At 45.2% G+C, this 18,401-nt stretch carries 10 protein-coding genes; 5 read left to right on the top strand and 5 right to left on the bottom strand.

The features are described 5' to 3' along the window. Window positions 1-93 precede the first annotated feature (93 nt). Both rpoC and AB204_RS06300 read left to right on the top strand, forming a co-directional pair. A complete protein-coding gene (gene rpoC / locus AB204_RS06305; protein ID WP_047962534.1) occupies window positions 94-4,320 on the top strand; it encodes a DNA-directed RNA polymerase subunit beta' in 4,227 nt (1,408 codons plus the stop codon). Window positions 4,321-4,408: 88 nt separating this feature from the next. Then, window positions 4,409-5,704, top strand: a complete 1,296-nt coding sequence (locus AB204_RS06300; protein ID WP_047962533.1) for a polysaccharide deacetylase family protein — start codon at window positions 4,409-4,411, stop codon at window positions 5,702-5,704. Between the two features lie 467 nt (window positions 5,705-6,171). On the opposite strand, the gene malM is transcribed toward AB204_RS06300, so the two are convergent. The 3 genes from malM to malK are packed head-to-tail and all read right to left on the bottom strand — an operon-like array spanning window position 6,172 to window position 9,549. Further along, a complete protein-coding gene (gene malM / locus AB204_RS06290; RefSeq protein ID WP_047962531.1) occupies window positions 6,172-7,149 on the bottom strand; it encodes a maltose operon protein MalM in 978 nt (325 codons plus the stop codon). After that, entirely contained in the window at window positions 7,149-8,405 is a 1,257-nt protein-coding gene (locus AB204_RS06285) for a maltoporin (protein WP_047962530.1), read from the bottom strand. Before AB204_RS06285 ends, malM begins: the two co-directional genes overlap by 1 nt. 34 nt (window positions 8,406-8,439) lie before the next feature. Then, window positions 8,440-9,549, bottom strand: a complete 1,110-nt coding sequence (malK, locus tag AB204_RS06280) for a maltose/maltodextrin ABC transporter ATP-binding protein MalK (RefSeq protein ID WP_047962529.1) — start codon at window positions 9,547-9,549, stop codon at window positions 8,440-8,442. Window positions 9,550-9,914: 365 nt separating this feature from the next. On the opposite strand from malK, the gene malE reads away from it, so the two are divergent. The 3 genes from malE (at window position 9,915) to malG (ending at window position 13,690) form a co-directional block, all read left to right on the top strand. Further along, on the top strand, window positions 9,915-11,114 hold the full coding sequence (gene malE / locus AB204_RS06275) for a maltose/maltodextrin ABC transporter substrate-binding protein MalE (RefSeq protein ID WP_047962528.1): 1,200 nt from the start codon (window positions 9,915-9,917) through the stop codon (window positions 11,112-11,114). A 115-nt stretch (window positions 11,115-11,229) separates the two neighbouring features. Then, window positions 11,230-12,786: a maltose ABC transporter permease MalF gene (gene malF / locus AB204_RS06270; protein WP_047962527.1), complete on the top strand. Its 1,557-nt coding sequence runs from the start codon at window positions 11,230-11,232 to the stop codon at window positions 12,784-12,786. 13 nt (window positions 12,787-12,799) lie between these two features. After that, the gene (gene malG, locus AB204_RS06265; RefSeq protein WP_047962526.1) at window positions 12,800-13,690 is read left to right on the top strand and encodes a maltose ABC transporter permease MalG; all 891 of its coding nucleotides are present in this window, start codon (window positions 12,800-12,802) and stop codon (window positions 13,688-13,690) included. Window positions 13,691-13,736: 46 nt separating this feature from the next. On the opposite strand, the gene malQ is transcribed toward malG, so the two are convergent. Both malQ and malP read right to left on the bottom strand, forming a co-directional pair. Next, complete coding sequence (gene malQ / locus AB204_RS06260) at window positions 13,737-15,905, bottom strand: 4-alpha-glucanotransferase (RefSeq protein WP_047962525.1); 2,169 nt, start codon at window positions 15,903-15,905, stop codon at window positions 13,737-13,739. A gap of 9 nt (window positions 15,906-15,914) precedes the next feature. Next, window positions 15,915-18,359: a maltodextrin phosphorylase gene (malP, locus tag AB204_RS06255; RefSeq protein WP_047962524.1), complete on the bottom strand. Its 2,445-nt coding sequence runs from the start codon at window positions 18,357-18,359 to the stop codon at window positions 15,915-15,917. Window positions 18,360-18,401: the final 42 nt, after the last annotated feature.

Here is an 18,401-nt window from a genome sequence, read left to right as displayed (position 1 = left end):
CGGGCGGTTTACCAGCCAGTGGTTATACTGGTTATAGAGGGGAGTGGCATGGGCCACTCACCTAACAGGTCTAACTCCGACAGGAGCTATTTCGTGAAAGACTTATTGAAGTTTCTGAAAGCGCAAACCAAGACCGAAGAGTTTGATGCGATCAAAATTGCTCTGGCCTCTCCAGATATGATCCGTTCGTGGTCATTCGGGGAAGTAAAAAAGCCGGAAACTATTAACTACCGTACGTTCAAACCTGAACGTGACGGTCTTTTCTGTGCGCGTATTTTCGGACCAGTCAAAGATTACGAATGCTTGTGTGGTAAATACAAGCGTTTGAAACACCGTGGTGTGATTTGTGAGAAATGTGGCGTTGAAGTAACCCAGACTAAAGTTCGTCGTGATCGTATGGGTCACATCGAGCTGGCATCTCCAACCGCTCACATCTGGTTCCTGAAATCTCTGCCATCCCGTATCGGTTTGTTGCTGGATATGCCTCTGCGCGATATTGAACGCGTACTGTACTTCGAATCCTATGTGGTTGTTGAAGGCGGCATGACCAGCCTTGAGCGTAGCCAGATTCTGACTGAAGAACAGTATCTGGATGCCTTGGAAGAGTTCGGTGATGAATTCGACGCAAAAATGGGTGCAGAAGCTATCCAATCTTTGCTGAAAAGCATCGATCTGGAAAACGAATGTGAAACCTTGCGCGAAGAGCTGAACGAAACCAACTCTGAAACCAAGCGTAAGAAGCTGACCAAGCGTATTAAACTGCTGGAAGCGTTCATTCAGTCTGGCAACAAACCAGAGTGGATGGTTCTGACCGTTCTGCCAGTTCTGCCACCGGATCTGCGTCCACTGGTTCCACTGGATGGCGGTCGTTTCGCAACTTCAGACCTGAACGATCTGTATCGTCGCGTTATTAACCGTAACAACCGTCTGAAACGCCTGCTGGATCTGGCTGCGCCAGACATCATCGTACGTAACGAAAAACGTATGTTGCAGGAAGCGGTTGATGCCTTGCTGGACAACGGTCGTCGCGGTCGTGCGATTACGGGTTCCAATAAGCGTCCTCTGAAATCCTTGGCAGACATGATCAAGGGTAAACAGGGTCGTTTCCGTCAGAACCTGCTGGGTAAACGTGTTGACTACTCAGGCCGTTCCGTAATTACCGTAGGCCCATACCTGCGTTTGCATCAGTGTGGTCTTCCTAAGAAGATGGCACTGGAGCTGTTCAAGCCATTCATCTACGGCAAGCTGGAGCTGCGTGGCCTGGCGACGACTATCAAAGCCGCCAAGAAAATGGTTGAGCGTGAAGAAGCCGTCGTATGGGATATCCTGGATGAAGTGATCCGTGAGCACCCGGTTCTGCTGAACCGTGCACCGACCCTTCACCGTTTGGGTATTCAGGCATTTGAACCTGTTCTGATCGAAGGTAAAGCGATCCAGTTGCACCCACTCGTGTGTGCGGCTTATAACGCCGACTTCGATGGTGACCAGATGGCTGTTCACGTACCGTTGACACTGGAAGCCCAGTTGGAAGCGCGTGCGCTGATGATGTCTACCAACAACATCCTGTCTCCGGCGAGCGGTGAACCAATCATCGTTCCATCTCAGGACGTTGTATTGGGTCTGTACTATATGACTCGTGACTGTGTTAACGCGAAAGGCGAAGGCATGGTTCTGAGCGGCCCTAAAGAAGCAGAGCGTGTTTACCGCGCAGGTCTGGCTTCTTTGCACGCTCGCGTCAAAGTCCGTATCACTGAAGAAGTGAAAGATGGCGAAGGCAATATCACCGTTAATACAGGGCTGGTTGATACAACTGTCGGTCGTGCCATCCTGTGGATGATCGTACCGAGAGGTCTGCCATTCTCACTGATTAACCAGGCGCTGGGTAAAAAAGCAATCTCCAGAATGCTGAATACCTGTTACCGCGTACTGGGCCTGAAACCAACGGTTATTTTGGCTGACCAGACCATGTATACCGGTTTTGCTTACGCTGCTCGTTCAGGGGTATCCGTAGGTATCGACGACATGGTTATTCCTGAGAAGAAAGAAGGCATCATCGCGGAAGCAGAAGCGGAAGTGGCTGAAATTCAGGAACAGTTCCAATCAGGTCTGGTAACTGCTGGCGAACGCTATAACAAGGTTATCGATATCTGGGCTGCGGCGAACGAACGTGTTGCTAAGGCGATGATGGAAAACCTGTCTACTGAAACTGTTATTAACCGTAACGGTGAAGAAGAACAGCAAGTTTCTTTCAACAACATCTTTATGATGGCCGACTCTGGTGCGCGTGGTTCCGCTGCTCAGATCCGTCAGTTGGCGGGTATGCGTGGCTTGATGGCAACACCAGATGGCTCCATCATCGAAACCCCGATTACCGCGAACTTCCGTGAAGGTCTGAACGTACTCCAGTACTTCATCTCAACCCACGGTGCTCGTAAAGGTCTTGCGGATACCGCATTGAAAACCGCGAACTCCGGTTACCTGACTCGTCGTCTGGTTGACGTTGCCCAAGACTTGGTTGTGACTGAAGACGACTGTGGTACTCACAACGGTATCCTGATGACTCCGGTTATCGAAGGTGGCGACGTTAAAGAACCACTGCGTGAGCGCGTATTGGGTCGTGTGACTGCTGAAGACGTTCTGAAGCCAGGCACAGCGGACATTCTGGTTGCACGTAATACACTGCTGAATGAAAAATGGTGTGATCTGTTAGAAGAAAACTCCGTTGACAGCGTGAAAGTACGTTCCGTAGTAAGCTGTGAAACTGACTTTGGTGTTTGTGCGAACTGTTACGGTCGCGACCTTGCTCGTGGTCATCGCATCAACAAAGGTGAAGCAGTTGGTGTTATCGCGGCACAGTCAATCGGTGAGCCGGGTACACAGTTGACGATGCGTACGTTCCACATCGGTGGTGCGGCATCTCGTGCGGCAGCAGAATCCAGCATTCAGGTACGTAACAAAGGTCACTTGAAACTGACCAACGCGAAATTCGTGACTAACTCAGCGGGCAAACTGGTTATTACTTCCCGTAATACCGAATTGCGCCTGATCGACGATTTCGGTCGTACTAAAGAAAGCTATAAAGTCCCTTACGGCTCGGTATTGGCTAAAGGTGATGGTGAGACAGTAACCGGCGGCGAAACCGTTGCGAACTGGGATCCACATACCATGCCAGTTGTGAGTGAAGTATCCGGTATCATTCAGTTCTACGACATGGTTGATGGCCAGACCATTACCCGTCAGACGGACGAACTGACCGGCCTGTCTTCACTGGTGGTTCTGGATAGTGCAGAGCGTACCGGTAGCGGTAAAGACCTGCGTCCGTCACTGAAAATCGTTGATGCTCAGGGTAACGATGTTCTGATCTCAGGTACAGATATGCCTGCTCAGTACTTCCTGCCGGGTAAAGCGATTGTTCAGCTGGAAGATGGCATGTCCATCTCTGCGGGTGATACGTTAGCGCGTATTCCTCAAGAATCCGGCGGTACTAAAGATATCACCGGTGGTCTGCCACGTGTTGCGGACCTGTTCGAAGCTCGTCGTCCGAAAGAGCCAGCTATCCTGGCAGAAATCAGCGGTATTGTTTCCTTCGGTAAAGAAACTAAAGGCAAACGTCGTCTGGTTATCAGCCCACTGGATGGTGGCGATGCTTACGAAGAGATGATCCCTAAATGGCGTCAGCTCAACGTATTCGAAGGTGAAGTTGTTGAACGCGGTGACGTGATCTCCGATGGCCCAGAATCTCCACATGACATTCTGCGCCTGCGTGGTGTTCACGCGGTTGCTCGTTACATCACTAACGAAGTACAGGAAGTTTACCGTCTGCAAGGCGTTAAGATTAACGATAAACACATTGAAGTTATCGTTCGTCAGATGCTGCGTAAAGTTACCATCGCGAACTCAGGTAGTTCTGAATTCCTCGAAGGCGAACAGGTTGAATACGCGCGCGTTAAAGTTGCAAACCGTAAGTTGGAATTGGATGGTAAAGTACCGGCGACTTTCCACCGTGATCTGTTGGGTATCACCAAGGCATCACTGGCAACAGAATCCTTCATCTCTGCGGCGTCGTTCCAGGAAACAACCCGCGTACTGACTGAAGCAGCCGTTGCAGGTAAACGTGATGAACTGCGTGGCCTGAAAGAGAACGTTATCGTTGGTCGTCTGATCCCTGCTGGTACAGGTTATGCTTACCATCAGGATCGCATCCGCCGTCGTCAAGCAAACGAAGTGGTTGAAGCACCACAAGTTAGCGTTGACGAAGCCACTGCAAACCTTGCTGAATTGTTGAATGCAGGTTTCGGTAGCAGCAGCAATAACGACTAATATCGTGATGCGTAGCATACATAGGTATGGCTAATCGTGAAATGCCCTCTCTTGGTAGAGGGCATTTTTTATTGGATGGAAAATTAAAATGAGACGAATCGTTCATGTTATTGCAATAATTTTCTTGCCACTTGTATTATGTTTTTCCTATCCTGCTTTAGCGCAGCACCATGACTTGCCTGACTATCACTACATGGAGGCGACCAGAGACAGTGAAATTTATGCCTGGATCGGTGAACACGTTATCAAGGCTGGTGTATTAAAGAAAAGGCAAAGCCTGAAGGTGTTTGAAGAAGAAGGAGAAGATAAAGATTATTATGCGTTTCATTTTGGTAATGGCACTGGCTATATTGCCAAAGAACATTTAAAGAAAATAAAAAAATCGGCGTTTCCCGCAGATCCCTTCAATATTCTTCATAAAAAAGTTACCCAAAATTTGGTTGTTTTTAAAGAAGCCAAAATCTATAGCACACCTGAAATTGATAGCGAGCCAGTTGGTGTTTTGATGGCGAACCTCCGTTACCCGATTGTAAGTAAGTTACAAGATCCTTCACGTCATACTTGGTATGAAATTAATGTGGGTGATCGATTAGGCTACATTAGTGATCAGGATGCTGAATTGGATAATGGGATTCCCTTATTAACCTATCATCATATTTTGCAGGATAAAGAGAATAAACGTTTTCTCCATACCTCAACAACGACATCTCTGACTGCCTTTCGTGAGCAGATGGCTTATTTGAAGCAAGCAGGTTACACCACAATTTCATTATATGAATTGGAAGGTTATATAAATGGCACCATTAATTTGCCAGCAAAAGTGGTTGGTTTGACTTTTGATGATGGCTTGAAGTCTGTGTATCGTTATGCTTACCCAATTTTGAAAGAAAACAAGCAGAAAGCGACATTCTTTATTATTTCATCTCGTATTAAACGTTACCCGCAGAAATGGGATCCTAATAGTCTGCAATTTACCAGCCTCTCTGAATTATATACCATGCAGGATGTGTTTGATTTTCAATCCCATACCCACTTTTTGCATCGCTTGGGGAAAAATAAGCAACCTATATTATTCAGCCGGTCATATCATACTATTTTGTATGATTTTGAACGCTCCAGACGAGCACTATCACAATTTAACCCCCATGTGCTTTATCTTTCATATCCTTTTGGTGGATACAATCCAAAAGCAATGAAAGCGGCTGAACAAGCCGGGTTTCATTTGGCTGTTACCACGATACAAGGCAAAGTAAAGCTGGGTGATAACCCATTTTCCCTGAAACGTTTATATATCTTAAGAACAGATCCGATTGAAAAAATGGCAAAAATGATTGCTAATAATCCGGAATCAATGCCTTTGCAACCGATTGATAATCGTATGTAAGATGTAAAATTATTTATTCGATGAAAAATTAAGAGTTATTTCATAAATGTTTTTTACAAGGGATGATGCTGGTGGATATATTGGTCGATATATTAGCAAAAATACTGGAAATATTTTATAAAACCATAAAATATACTATTAAATTTATTGCGCGGCTATTTAATGTTGCAATGAAGGATATTGTTATTTCATTGCTATCTATAGGTATTTTATTCTTTTTGTTATTTTCAGTAATAATACCCAAGATTATGTTCATTATCTTATTATTAGTGCTGATTGTTTGTTTCGTTTATAAGTTTCGCGGGAAAATTAAAAATTATCTTGATAAAGAAGGGCGTTAAAAAGGATTTTTATTAAATATCATATAGTAACGAGTGATAACAAAAGTCTGTTAAGAAATAATGGCAGGGTTATAGTGATATTTAGTTCTCAAACTCAATAAGCTATAACCCTTTGATGAATTAAAGTTATCCTTTACTTTTTATCAACTTAATAAAAGTTTCTCGTGCGGTTGGAGAACCCAGGCGTTCTGCTTCATCCAACAGTTTCAACGCCTTATCAATATCGCCATGACTAATAGCTCTCTTGATAGCATCATTGAAATACTGTTCTGTATCGCTCAGTACAGGTTTAGCTGCGGGTGCCGTAGATTGTGGTACAGCTGCAGGGGTTGTTCTTACCGGTGAAGAGGATACCTCTTGTGTAGAGCCTACGGTAACGGGTTTTGGTGCTGGTGTAGAAAATACCTGACCAATCAGAATATTGCCGGCATCACGTTCTGACTTCACTTTTAGCATTAAAGTTCCTGTTTCCGTATGGTGAGCGATCGGATCTGGAATATCCGGCACTGCGTTACCTACTCCTTGTGCATAGGCTTTAGCAGGATCGACCATTTGTGTAGAGGACTTTAAATCAGCAAGAGTTGTATAAATCAGTAAATGAATTCGCTGTTGCCCCAATGCAGGTGTCAGTTTTAATACACCTTGAAGCCTGTCAACGGACATAATGCCCGGTTGTTGATAGTGAAAATAGTGGCTTGGATAAAAGGCAGCAGGGTTCAATTGTTCATCAAGTACCAGAACATTTGGCGAATATACCTGATTATCCTTTATCAGACTGTTTAACGTGATCTCCAATGAACCTTGATTAGCAGGCAAAGCAAATGCCGCTATCGCCCCGCGGATATCCTCATTATTAAGTTGTTGTGACGCGCCACTGAGAATAACGGTTTGTGTATCATAAGTATTAACGGGTTGCCATTGTAACTTGTGTAAGGCTGACAGAGACAACTTTGGTGCAATACTTGGTGCAATAGTAGCGCTGGATGTTTCTATCCCTGAACTGGTTTTATTAGTGATTACAGCATTCGATGCAGCATAACTTCCGGCAGGAATCATGCTGTAGAATAACGTACTGAGACAAAGCACGAGTAATTTCGTTTTCATCACCACCAAGCCTCAAACTGAGCACCAAACGTAAATTCATCGCTGTTACCACGGCTGAATCGGTGCGCTGGTGTATCACGATAAGCTACGCCGTTATTATAACCCCACTTCTCATCCCATTTGGTGTAGGTAGCGAATAAACGAATGGCAGGGCGTGACCAGATACTATCACCGGCTTGCCACTGTTGGGCCAGTGTAATTTTGTACTGATTATTGCTCTTGCTGGTTCGTTGGGATTTTACGTTGTCATAGCCAACTTCCATCAAGGTACTCATTACTGGTGTCCATTTGTACATTGGGCGGACACCTACCGTGTACCATGTATCGCCATTGTTATTGTCGAGATCAATATCTTGATACATGGCGACGTACATCAGATCCCAGTTTTTTGCAACACTGATGGCACCATGATTCAGAACGCGCAGCATATGCCCGTCATTGTTGACACTAGCGCCTTCAGCACGTCCATTCCTGCTGGAAGTCAGAGCGTCAGTTGCATACTGTAAGACAAATTTATTGAAGCCCCCGAGCACACTTTGGGTATGTTCAGCAGTCAGCATCACACCGTCTTTGGATGCCTTGTGATCAAGCTTATATCCTTTGCGTGCATTAGCGCGCCCATAATTAATGCCAAGTTCCAATGTGCCGCCATCATTGACGGGTAATTTAGCGAGTCTTATATCGAAAACATCATTTGAGGTTGAGATTTTTTTATTGTCACCCGCAACCCAGCCATTTGGACCACCGGATTCTGTATTGCGGGTTACAGCGAAGGAAAGGTTGCCGAAACCAAGATCAATATTCTCCAACCCTGCGCCGGGGCCAGAAATATCCCAGTAATAGAAGTCGATCATATGAACATCATGGCGTTGGTAAAAACGTTTACCTGCCCACAATGTTGAACCGGGCAACCAGTCAATGATATTGGTTGCCTTTACGTTTGCTTCACGGAAAGCAGGATTGGTTGCTTCCCAGTCTTTTTCTTGAGATACGGAGTAAGCTAAGTTGGTATCAAAGTAGAAACTTTTGTCACCTTCTTTCCATAATTCCTGACCTAGCTTAAGTTCCGCATAGGTTTCACATTCATTGCCGAGACGGTACTTACTCTGAGCGCCTGTGACTGGGGCACATTTTTGATCGCCACCGCTACCTGTCCAGCCAATTCCTGAACGGGCATAGCCGTGGAAATCTACCGCAGCAGCCTGCATGGATAACAAACCAGTGAGCATGGCCAATGAGAGAGGCAATATACGCATAATGATTCTCCTGTTATTTTTGATAACCGCGGATCTAGATCCCGGGTTCCTTATGTAAACGTTGGCATGCAGTTCCATCTTCGCGGAAAAGATGGCAACGGTGGGGAGCTAACCCGATAGTGAAGTCCGCTCCTTCTTGCACGAGAACAATATCAGGCTGGCGGTAGACTAAGTTTTGGTGAATGGCAGGTATGCGGATGTGAATTTGGGTTTCATTGCCCAGTTGTTCCACTATCTGTACTGTCCCCTCTAACGTAACATCAGCAACATCATTAGGCAAAAGGTGTTCGGGGCGAATTCCCAAAGAGACATTACTACCTACAGTGAGCCCTTTACTTTCAACGGGCAACCAAACAAGTTGACCATTAGGCAGGATAATTTGTACCTGATCGACGGCAATAGCTGAGATTTTGACAGGTAGGAAATTCATTTTTGGTGAACCAATAAAACCTGCAACAAAGCGATTGGCAGGATAGTGATAAATTTCAAGAGGTTTGCCGACCTGGGCAATGTTTCCACCATCCAGCACCACAATTTTATCCGCCAGAGTCATGGCTTCAGTTTGATCATGGGTTACATAAATCATCGTACGTTGCAGGCGCTTGTGCAGACGTGAGATCTCTATTCTCATCTGTACACGTAAGGCCGCATCCAGATTAGAAAGAGGCTCATCCAGCAGAAAAATATTTGGCTCTGCGACAAGTGTTCTCCCAATAGCGACCCGTTGGCGTTGTCCACCGGATAGCGCCTTAGGGCGACGATCGAGCAAATGAGCAAGCTGGAGGGTTTCTGCAACTTGTTGCACCCGTTTTTGAATATCACTTTTGTTGATTCCTGCCAGCTTCATGCCGAATGACATGTTGTCAGCAACAGAGAGATGGGGATATAGCGCATAAGATTGAAAAACCATGCCGACACTACGCTTAGCGGGCGGAACATCATTCATCCGTTTTCCCGCCATCAGCAAATCGCCGGATGTGATGTCTTCCAAGCCCGCAATCATCCTCAGTAACGTCGATTTTCCACACCCTGATGGGCCGACAAATACGACAAACTCTCCTTCCTGAATATCAAGATTGAGATCTCTGGAGATGACTGTTTCACCATATGATTTAGATACATTGCGGAATGTGACGCTAGACATTTGTTCCCTCCCTCGGATTGGCAAGATTGTGTACAAAATAACAGGTGTAAGAATCCTCCATTCCCGAGTTTTTTATGGGGGAGGAATCAGGATGATGAGATTAATGCGGTTAGGGCATGAAGGAGTCAATTGTCAGATAAGATGTGATTCAAATCGCAAAAAATAATGCCATCTTAGTATTAACGTTATGATTTTAATTATTTTTGTAACCCAGCTCACACTCATTCTGATTGAGGCGTAGAGCAGAGGAGGATGAGTCTTTTTTATATTAATTGCACACTGAGAACTATTTTTTAGCCATGTAGCAAAGAAATGAGTAAAGAAGAAACTCATCTTGAACTGACAAATGATAAAAGGGCGGAATGATGATCAAAACAAATTTTAAAATGGGTACCCGCACCCTTATGCTGTCTGTTTTAACGACATGGGTATTGTCTGCCCCAGCTTTTGCAAAGTTTGAGGAAGGCAAGCTGGTGATTTGGATCAATGGTGATAAAGGCTACAATGGACTGGCCCAGGTCGGTGAAAAATTCGCAAAGGAAACGGGAATTCCTGTCGTTGTTGAACATCCTGACAAACTGGAAGAGAAATATACCCAAATAGCGGCTACAGGAGGCGGGCCGGATATTATTTTCTGGGCACATGATCGTTTTGGCGGTTATGCTCAATCAGGTTTAGTCGCTGAAATCACACCTGACAGTGCTTTCATCAATAAGCTATTCCCTTTTACTTGGGATGCTGTCCGTTATGATGGGAAACTGATGGGATATCCTGTCGCAGTTGAAGCGCTTTCTCTTATCTACAATAAAGATTTAATCAAATCTCCGCCTAAAACATGGGAAGAAATTCCTGCATTGGATAATGAGCTGAAAAAGCAAAATAAAAGCGCAATTATGTTCAATTTGCAGGAGCCTTATTTCACTTGGCCGCTGATTGCCGCAGATGGCGGTTACGCTTTCAAGGCAGAAAACGGGACTTATAACGTTAAAGATAGCGGAGTGAATAACGCAGGCTCTAAAGCAGGAATGCAGTTTTTGATCGATTTAGTCAAAAACAAACATCTCAGTGCTGATATCGATTACTCGATTGCTGAAGCCAACTTTAATAAAGGCAAAACAGCAATGACGATCAACGGCCCGTGGGCATGGACAAATGTAGATAAAAACAAGATTAATTACGGCGTTACGTTATTGCCAACTTTCAAAGGAAAACCATCTAAACCTTTTGTGGGTATTTTAACGGCAGGAATTAATGCGGCCAGCCCCAATAAAGAATTGGCGAAGGAATTTTTGGAGAACTATCTGCTTACGAACGAAGGCTTGGCAATGATAGATAAAGATAAGCCGTTGGGCGCCGTGGCTTTGAAATCTTATCAGGAGATCCTTGCGAAAGATCCACGTATTGCTGCCACGATGGAAAATGCTCAGAAAGGCGAAATTATGCCTAATATCTCTCAAATGAGTAGCTTCTGGTACGCCATGCGCAGCGCAGTTCTTAACAGTATTAATGGTCGTCAGACAATAGATGCTGCGCTTAATGATGCTGAATCAAGAATGACAAAATAAACAAATAACAGGCTCCTGATTTGAAAGGAGCCTGAGTACCCATTAGATAGACCCTTAATTACGGGAATTGAATTACGGGAACTTTACCTCGAGTAATTGTAACAGGAAGTGCAAGATGTCAGCGACATTAGAAAAAACAGTATGGTGGCAGCATCCTGCCTTGAAATGGTTTGCTGTAGGTTTGTGCCTACTTTTTACCGGTTATCTGGTTGTATTGATGTATGCGCAGGGAGAATACCTGTTTGCTATGTTGACATTGATATTACTGGGAAGCGGTATTTATGTTTTTGCCAATCGCAAAGCGTATGTTTGGCGCTATACCTACCCAGGAATTGCTGGAATAGGGTTGTTTATACTGTTTCCGCTTATTTGCACAATTGCCATTGCTTTCACAAACTATAGCAGTACCAACCAATTGACTTTTGAACGTGCCCAGACTGTCTTAATGAGTCGTCAATATCAGGCGGGGCAATCCTTTAATTTCAAACTCTATCCTGCATCTGATAAGTGGGTTTTGGCGCTGAGCGTTCCAGATAGCACTCAACCACTGGTATCAATGCCTTTTTCTTTTTCTGAGACGGAAGACATTACCTTGCCTCTACGTGAACAAGAAAAAAGTGTTGAAGGTGATGCCGCAACATTACGCACGATTACCCAGCATCGTCAAGCCTTAGGCCGATTGGTCGCGGTTCTTCCCGATGGCGGTCAGTTACGGATGAGTTCATTGCGCCAATTTTCCGCTATACATCCTCTCTATTCCCTTGAAGAAGATAGCGTCACATTGACCAATAAACAAACCGGCGTGCAATACCGGCCGAATATGGAGACAGGGTTTTATCAATCCGTTAATGCTGAAAGTGGTTGGGGACAGGAAACATTAAGCCCAGGGTTCACGGTTTCGATTGGCTGGAAAAACTTCCTGCGGGTGATACAGGATGAAGGTATTCAAAAACCTTTTTTGTCTATTTTTGTCTGGACGGTGATCTTCTCGCTGCTGACGGTAGTATTAACGGTTGCATTAGGAATGATCCTCGCTTGTATTGTGCAGTGGGAAGCCCTTAAAGGACGGGCTATTTATCGTGTACTCCTTATCTTGCCTTATGCCGTTCCTTCTTTTATCTCCATTTTGATTTTTAAGGGATTGTTTAACCAGAGTTTCGGTGAAATTAATCTAGTGCTTAACGGCCTGTTTGGTCTTAAACCAGATTGGTTTACAGATCCAACCCTGGCCCGAACGATGTTAATTATCGTAAATACCTGGTTGGGTTATCCCTATATGATGATTCTTTGCATGGGGCTGCTTAAGGCTATTCCTGATGACCTCTATGAAGCATCAGCAATTGATGGTGCAGGGGCATGGCGGAATTTCACCAAAATAACCTTCCCGTTGTTGATTAAGCCACTGACACCGCTAATGATTGCCAGCTTTGCTTTTAACTTTAATAACTTTGTCCTGATTCAATTGTTAACCAATGGCAGACCTGACCATATTGGTACAACGACTCCGGCGGGTTATACCGATCTTTTGGTGAGTTATACCTACCGCATTGCGTTTGAAGGCGGCGGCGGACAGGATTTTGGTCTGGCAGCAGCGATTGCGACGTTAATCTTCCTGTTAGTGGGGGTATTAGCCATCATCAATCTGAAAACCACCCGCATTAAATTTGATTGAGGAGAGCAAGAATATGGCGATGGTACAATCCAAATCGCAACGTTGGCGGGTATGGGCAACGCATGTGTTTATGCTGGCTTTTATTGCATTGATTTTATTTCCTCTGTTGATGGTGATTGCTATTTCTTTGCGTCCGGGGAATTTTGCTACTGGTAGCCTGATTCCAGACACCATTTCTTGGGAACACTGGAAACTGGCATTTGGTTATAGTGTGGAATCTCCTGATGGGAGAGTGGTACCGCCGCCATTTCCGGTTATGCAGTGGCTTTGGAATTCAGTAAAAGTTGCATCCATTACTGCGATCGGAATTGTTGCTCTGTCAACAACCTGTGCTTATGCGTTTGCCCGCATGCGTTTTCGTGGCAAAAGTACTTTACTGAAAAGTATGCTGATTTTTCAGATGTTCCCTGCTGTACTCTCATTAGTCGCGTTATATGCTTTGTTTGATCGGATAGGGGAATATATCCCTTTCCTTGGACTCAATACCCACGGTGGCGTGATTTTTGCCTATATGGGAGGGATTGCTCTGCATGTATGGACGATCAAAGGCTATTTTGAAACGATAGATCGTTCGCTTGAAGAGTCTGCCATGCTGGATGGGGCGACAACGTGGCAAGTTTTCCGTTTGATACTGCTACCGCTTTCTGTACCGATATTGGCTGTTGTGTTTATCCTGTCTTTTATTGGTGTGATTACCGAAGTGCCAGTTGCATCCCTGCTATTACGGGATGTAGATAATTACACGTTGGCAGTGGGCATGCAGCAATACCTTCACCCACAAAACTATCTTTGGGGAGACTTTGCCGCTGCGGCTGTGCTGTCAGCTATTCCTATTACGGTGGTCTTCTTGGTTGCTCAACGTTGGTTGGTCGGTGGGTTGACATCGGGAGGCGTGAAAGGCTGAAATAAACCGGCAACGATAAGATAACGATCGTTGCCGGTTTAGCCGGTTATGAGGCTTGTTTTCTGGCTTCTCTTACTGTTTGCAATAATTGTCTGATATGCGCATCCGTAAACATAGCTTCCAATGTGACATTGAGCTTGCGTCGCCAGTTGGGATATTCCTCAGTTGTACCGGGAATATTGACGGGGTTTTCCATATCTAGCCAGTCTTCAGGTTGTAATCCTAATAAGGCGCAATTGCTATGAGCGATATAGTGATGTACAGCGTAATTGATAGAAGCAGACATGGGGTGTTCGGTTTGCATCTGTAATGCAGTTTGCTGTGATAATGGCTGTTTATCCGTTATAGGTTCCGTTATAGGCAATGTTTCTGATAATTCTGATAAATAGCCGTGTTGATTTAAACTTGCCAATAATGCCTGCCTGCAACGTTTACGTTCAGTATATAACTCAGCAAGAAGTGCTTTATCAGGGTATAAACCAATGCCTTCTCCTAAAGTGAGATCTCCGTTTTGCCAAAATCCACGTAAGGTAGGTAAATCATGAGTGGTAATGGTTGCCATTGCTTGCACAGGATATTCATCAGGAGAGCGATATTCACCTTGTTCGTTGCGTTCAAAGTAAAACACTTTATATGAATAAACGCCCCGATCGCGTAACTTATCTACAATCTCTTCCGGGACAATACCCAAATCTTCACCAATCACCAGACAATGGTTACGCTGGCTTTCCAGTGCCAGTATCGCCAGAAGGTCATCGACCGGATAATGGACATAAACGCCTTTATCGGCAGTTTCTCCTTGGGGGATCCACCAGAGTCTGAGTAAAGACATCACATGATCGATACGCAAGGCACCGCAATGGCGCATATTGCTACGTAGTAACTCAATGAACGGTTGATAGGACTGGGCTTTTAATACATGGGGATTCATTGGCGGAAGCCCCCAATTTTGCCCCAGTGGTCCCAGAATGTCAGGTGGTGCTCCTACCGATGCCTGAGTGCAATAAATGTTGCGGTTACACCATGTTTCAGAGCCTCCTTGTGCTACCCCCACAGCGAGATCACGGTAAATACCAATCGGCATGTGATGCGATTGGCTGGTTGTGAAGCACTCAGCAAGTTGAATATCAGCTATCCATTGTAACCAAAGGAAAAATTCGATTTCTTGAGGGTGTGAATGACAAAATTCTTTCACCGCCTCACTGTCGAATTCACGATATTTTTCCGGCCATACCGGCCAGCCCCAGTAAGTCTGATTTTCCCCATATAGTTTATGGTGAAGCGCATCATAAACTGCTTGAGAGTAAAGATTTTTGCCGCCTTTGGTTACAAACTGTTGGAAAGCAATTTTCTGGGGATCATCGCCGGTTCGGCTTTTAAATTGTGGATAAGCGAGACGTAGGGCGGCCATTTTTAGTGCCATGACAGCCGTATAATCAACCCACTCTGCCTGTTGGGTTTGCTGGAGTTTGAGCTGTGTTTCCGGTGCGTGCCACCATGCTTGTGCTTTGGCACTATCCTTAAAATCTTCCACCTGATGCACAGCAATATAGATGATATTAAGCCAGTGACGGGAGGATGGGCTGTAAGGGCTGGCATTTTCAGGCATGGCAGGATAGATGGCATGAAGGGGATTCAGGCCGACAAAAGCACCTCCACGCAATGCCAGTTCTTGCAACATGTATTTCAGATCGCCAAAATCACCGATTCCCCAGTTATTTTCTGAGCGAAGGGTATAAAGCTGAACGCAAGCGCCCCAAAGTTTTTCTCCATGCATCAGCGCCTTTGGTTCATAACAACGTTCAGGAGCAACAATAAGTTGCATAGTTTGTTGTTGAGAACTGACTTCTTGTTCCACTTTTGGTATCAGTGTCAGAGTGTGATATCCCAAAGGGAGGTCGCTTGGCAAAGTGAGTTGATGCTGACAGTGACCATGAAATACTTCCCCTTGTTCAGTGGTTATCTGCCATTGGTAACTGTTTAGCTCTTTTAGCGGCAGAGTTATCTCCTGACCTTGAATAATCACTTTAACCTTAGGCGAAGAAGAATCTTGTAAGTAAGAAACCGGCCTATCGACCGGTTTATTTTTACTCATGGCTTCTAATATCCGATGCCGGGTTTCAGCCGGGATCGCCTGTGGTTTTCCATAGGCATTAATATATTCGCTGGTAATGCCGGCTTCAGTTGCTAAATCATCTAGCCATTTGTTTTCCATGCTCAATCCCTATTTGGTTTGCCAGATGCGCTGTTGGTAATCCCGAATAGTGCGGTCAGAACTAAATTTACTCATTCGAGCAGTGTTGAGCACAGCACTGCGTGTCCAACGTTGAGAGTCACGATACAGGGAATCAATTTGCTTATGGGCATGGCAATAGGAGGCAAAATCAGCCAGCGCTAAATAAGGGTCACCAGCATCAATCAGGCTATGTAACATGAGATCAAATGCGTGCGTATCTCCGTGGCTGAATTCGCCATTAGCAAGGGAATCCAATATGCCTTTCAGATGATGATCTTGTTGAAGAATATCGTGTGGATTGTAGCCACTATTCAGCAGGGCTTTTGCCTCTTCCACAGTTTTACCGAAGATAAAGATATTGTCGTCTCCGACCTGTTCGGCGATTTCGACATTGGCACCATCCAGTGTTCCGATGGTGAGCGCGCCGTTTAAGGCCAGTTTCATGTTGCCTGTTCCAGAGGCTTCTTTGCCCGCAGTGGAGATTTGCTCTGATACATCAGCAGCGGGGATCATCAGCTCCGCTACGGAAACGTTGTAGTCAGGGATGAAAGCAATCTTGATGCGATCGCGGACGATCGGATCATGATTGATCTTTTCTGCCGCATGATTAATGGCTGAAATGATATTTTTCGCCAGATAGTAACCGGGAGCGGCTTTGGCACCGAACAAGAAAACACGGGGATGGATATCCAAAGCCGGATTTTCCTGAATTTGTCGATAAAGTGACAAGATATGGAGCAGGTTCAAATGCTGACGCTTGTATTCATGCAGGCGTTTTATCTGCACATCGAAAATGGCATGAGGATCAAGTTTGAGTCCCATGACCTTATTCACATAGTTGGACAAGCGAATTTTATTTTCCTGTTTGATGGTGCGGTAAGCTGCGCAAAATGTGGCGTCATCAGCATAAGGTTCGAGTTGTTTAAGTGTATCAAGATCATTAACCCATTCTTGGTTTAATGTCTGGCTGATTAATGCAGAAAGCGCTGGGTTGCACTGTTTTAACCAACGACGAGGAGTTACCCCATTGGTGACGTTGTGGAATTTTGTTGGCCACAATTGATAATATTCAGGGAATAAATCAGACACGATCAAAGATGAATGCAGTGCTGCAACGCCATTGACGGCAAAACAGGCGACAACGCAGAGATTAGCCATTCTTACCTGATTGTCATGGATGACCGCCAGTTTTTCCCAGACTTGTTGGTTACCAGGCCAGGTTTGCTCCACGGTTTCTTTAAAGCGTCGGTTGATTTCTTGAATGATGCGATGGTGACGTGGCAGGAGTTCAATAACCAGTTTTTCATCCCAACGTTCCAGGCCTTCTGGCAGAAGTGTATGGTTAGTATAGGCGAAAGTTTGCCCCGTAATTTTCCATGCCATTTCCCAATCTAACTGGTATTCATCCAGCAGAAGACGCATCATTTCAGGAATAGCGATAGTTGGATGAGTATCGTTAAGCTGGATAACTTCGTAGCGTGCCAGTTCTTCTATTTTACGCCCTGCTTGTTGGTGACGGCGCAGGATGTCTGCCACGGCACAGGCACATTGGAAGTATTGTTGCATCAGGCGCAGGCGCTTGCCGGCCTGATGATTATCGTTCGGATAGAGCACCTTGGTTAAGCTGGCGGCTTCAATGCCTTGCTGTTCAGCAAGCAGAAATTGCCCATCATTGAAAAGTGATAGATCAAAGGGGCTATCATATGTTGCCTGCCATAAGCGCAGTGGTTGAGTCATGCCATTGCCATACCCAATTACCGGTAAATCCCACGCTTCGCCAATCAGGGTAAATTCAGGGCTCCACGTTTCATGACCATCGGCAGTTGTCACGATTTCGCCACCAAAACTAACATTAACTTTTAGCTGGGCGTTATGGTGGAACCACGGGTAAGACTCTCGTTCCCAATTATCGGGTGCTTCGATCTGTTGCCCGTGTTCAAAGGATTGGCGGAACAGGCCGTATTGGTAATTCAGGCCATATCCTGTGGCGGGTTGATTGATTGTTGCCATGGAATCAAGAAAACAAGCTGCCAACCGCCCCAGTCCGCCGTTACCCAATGCAGGATCGGTTTCTTCTTCCAGCAAATCAGTTAAAACGATGCCTTCTTCTGCCAGATAAGCCTGCACATCGTCATACCACCCCAGATTCAATAAGTTATTAGCCGTCAGACGGCCTATCAGGAACTCCATCGAAATATAGTTCACATGACGTTGCTTACTTTGGGATGGATTGTCATGAGAGGGATTACTATGATTTTTCTGGGAAGAAAGAGGAAGTAATTCAGAAAGTGCGGCACTCACGGCGAGCCACCACTGATGTGGGGTCATCTCTTGTGAGGAGGTAAGACCAAAGCGTTGCCATTGGCGTGTGAGAGCCGCTTGGAATGTGGCTTTATTTAGCTTGGTTTTTTCACCTGATTCGAATTGTTGCATGGCGTCGTCATCCTGTCACTGAATAAGGAAAATGTAGAGATT

The organism is Xenorhabdus khoisanae (assembly GCF_001037465.1).
GTDB lineage: Bacteria > Pseudomonadota > Gammaproteobacteria > Enterobacterales > Enterobacteriaceae > Xenorhabdus > Xenorhabdus khoisanae.
The sequence above is the reverse complement of the archived record's forward strand: the minus strand, read 5'-3'. Positions and strand labels throughout refer to the sequence as shown.